This window comes from Mesobacterium hydrothermale, from assembly GCF_035818635.1.
Taxonomy (GTDB): Bacteria; Pseudomonadota; Alphaproteobacteria; order Rhodobacterales; family Rhodobacteraceae; genus Mesobacterium_A; species Mesobacterium_A hydrothermale.
This window is the reverse complement of record NZ_JAYLLH010000076.1, coordinates 1-544: the sequence shown is the minus strand read 5'-3', so window position 1 is coordinate 544 and position 544 is coordinate 1. Positions and strand designations below refer to the sequence as shown.

The window sequence follows — 544 nt, the reverse complement described above, 5'->3', positions numbered from 1 at the left end:
TCAGCATGACTCGCACGGCCAGCACCAAATGGGAATCCCAATTCGGACTCGTTTGTCGCGATCAATCCACTAGCCTTGGACCTTGGACAGGACGAAGTGTTCCGGCTCGCAGCTCTTGCTCGGCGATCACGTCGTCGGCGACAGCGATGCCAAGGCCCAAACGAGCTGCTTCGATCGGCAGATCGCATCGGGTCAGCGTCAGCGCATCCGCGTCTTCGGGGTATTGCTGCTTCGCCTCTTGGTAAACAAGACGCCACCAGTGGTCGTTCGCCTCGTGGATCAAAACATGGTCGGCGGCTCCTGAAAGCATTGAAACGTTGAGCGCTGGTGCCGCCACAAGGATCATTCGGGGGCTAACGAGCCGAGTCCGCTTGAAGCCGTTGTAATCCGCGTAGCCCCACACAATCGCCAGATGTCGCGTTGCCCCTAAATCTGAGACACGGCGCGTTTGGCGACATTTTTTGCCATTAATTGTGAGATGAGGCTGTCATGGGGCCGGCGCTTTTCGCGCGCCTTTGCGCGATGTGATCAACCGCGGCAAGCA

The 544-nt window shown here is 58.3% G+C and carries 1 protein-coding gene; it reads right to left on the bottom strand.

Features of this window, described 5'->3' with window-relative positions:
* Nucleotides 1-61: 61 nt before the first annotated feature.
* On the bottom strand, nt 62-403 hold the full coding sequence (locus tag VK792_RS19500) for a LysR substrate-binding domain-containing protein (protein WP_326299595.1): 342 nt from the start codon (nt 401-403) through the stop codon (nt 62-64).
* Between the last annotated feature and the right edge of the window lie 141 nt (nt 404-544).